General features: G+C 73.3%; 1 protein-coding gene. It reads right to left on the bottom strand.

The genetic code is table 11. The features are described from left to right. The coding region (locus tag IH00_RS45140; protein ID WP_031079847.1) for a condensation domain-containing protein at window positions 1-2,113 on the bottom strand (2,113 nt) is incomplete at both ends.

Below are 2,113 nucleotides of genomic sequence, written 5' to 3'. Positions count from 1 at the left end.
TCGTCGGCCATGCCGGTGAGCAGGGCGTCCAGGTGACCCGCCATCCGCTGGACCGTGGCCGCGTCGAACAGTTCGGGGTCGTAGGCGAGGGCGTACGCCAGCTCCTCGCCCGCGTAGGCGACCAGGTTCAACGGGAAGTTGGTGACGTCGGCGCCTTCCAGACCGTGCAGCCGGACGCCGTCGTCGGAGTGGCCGGTGTCGCCGTCCACGGGGAAGTTCTCGAACGCGACCAGGCTCTCGAAGAGGTTCGTGCCGCGCTCGACACGGCTCCATCCCTGGATGCGCGGCAGCGGCACGTACTCGTACTGGCGCGCCTCGACCTGGGCCTCCTGCACACGGGCCAGCCACTGCGCGACCGGCGCGTCACCGTCGACGGCCACCCGCACCGGCAGGGTGTTGATGAGCATGCCCACCATGGAGTCGACACCCGGCAGATCGGCCGGCCGGCCCGAGACCGTCGCGCCGAACACGACGTCGCGCTCCCCGGAGTACCGGGACAGCAGCAGCGCCCAGGAACCCTGCACCACGGCGTTGACGGTGAGCCGGTGCGTCCGGGCGAACGCGTACAGGCGTCGCGAGGCGTCGGCGGACAGCCGCGTCACCAGCCGCTCCGTGGACTGCGCGCGGTGGCTGGCGGCCGGACGGCGGTCGTACGGCAGCGCCGTCGGCTCGTCGAACCCGTCCAGCAGGGTCCGCCAGTACGCCTCCGCCTCCGTCAGGTCCTGCCGCTCCAGCCACTCCACGTACGCGCGGAACGGCCGCCGCGCGGGCAGCACGGGTTCGTCCCCGGCGGCCAGCGCCCGGTACGCCGTGGTCAGCTCGTCGAGCATCTGGAAGGTGCTCCAGCCGTCCAGCAGCACATGGTGGGAGGTGCGCACCACGCGTACCGACGTGTCCGACGTACGGACGATGGCGATACGGGCCATCGGAGCGGCCGACAGGTCGATGCCCCGCTCCCGGTCCTCCGCCAGGTGGCGCTCCAGCGCGCGGGCCTGCTCGTCGCTGCTCAGGCCGCGCCAGTCCAGGTGGACCACCGGTGTCTCCACGTGCCGGCGCACCACCAGCAGCGGCCGGTCCACTCCCTCCCACACGACGGCCCCGCGCAGGACCTCCAGGTGGTCCGTGACGTGCTGCCAGGCCCGCTCCAGCAGACCGGGGTCGGCCACTCCGGTGAGGACGAAGCTCATCTGCTCGAAATAGGCGCCGGAGCCCGGCTCCGCGAGGGTGTGGAAGAGCATGCCGCTCTGCAGGGGCGTCAGCGGATAGATGTCCTCGACGTCCCGGCCGTCCCCGGCGATCCGGTCCACGGCCGCCTGGCCCAGCCCGGCGAGCGGGAAGTCCGACGGGGTCGCGCCGCCGCTCGCCGGGTCCTGGCAGTGCTCCACCAGGGCGCGCAGCGCCGCCAGGTGCTCGCCCGCCACGCGCTCCACCGTCGACCGGTCGAAGACCTCCCCGGAGAAGATCCACGTGAAGCCGAGGCTGCCGTCCTCGACCATGCCGACGACATCGAGGAGGTACGGGCGGGGTTCGTCCGGCGCGTGGTCGTGGCCGAGGGCGGGCAGGCGGTCGCGGACCAGCCCGTCCCGCGCGGTGGTGCCGTCCCACTGACCGAGGTAGTTGAAGCTGATGGGCGGGAGCCGATCCGCGCGCAGGGCGTGGCCCGGCGTGCCCGGCTCCGACAGGAAGCGCAGCGCGTCGTAGCCGAGGCCGCGGCCCGGCACCGCACGCAACTGCTCCTTCACCGACTTGACCGTCTCGCCCCAGCCGGCGCCGGCGGGCAGCGTCAGGGCGACCGGGAAGTGGGTGGTGTACCAGCCCACGGTGCGCGACAGGTCCAGGTCGTCGAACAGCTCCTCACGGCCGTGCCCCTCCAGGCCCAGGACCAGGCGGTCGGCGCCCGTCCAGTCGGACAGGGCGCGGCCGAGGGCGGTGACCAGCACGTCGTTGATCTGCGTGCGGTACACCGACGGGAGGCGGTGCAGCAGCGCCTCGGTCTCCTCGCGGCCGAGGCGCACCTCGACGGTCTGCTCGGCGGCGGTGACGTTACGGCCGTCCGGGTGGTCGACGGGCAGCGCGGGCGCACTGTCCGGGTCGACCGAGCGCCAGTGGCCGA

The sequence above is a fragment of the Streptomyces sp. NRRL S-118 genome (genome assembly GCF_000716335.1).
GTDB lineage: Bacteria > Actinomycetota > Actinomycetes > Streptomycetales > Streptomycetaceae > Streptomyces.
This window is presented reverse-complemented; position numbering and strand designations above follow the sequence as displayed.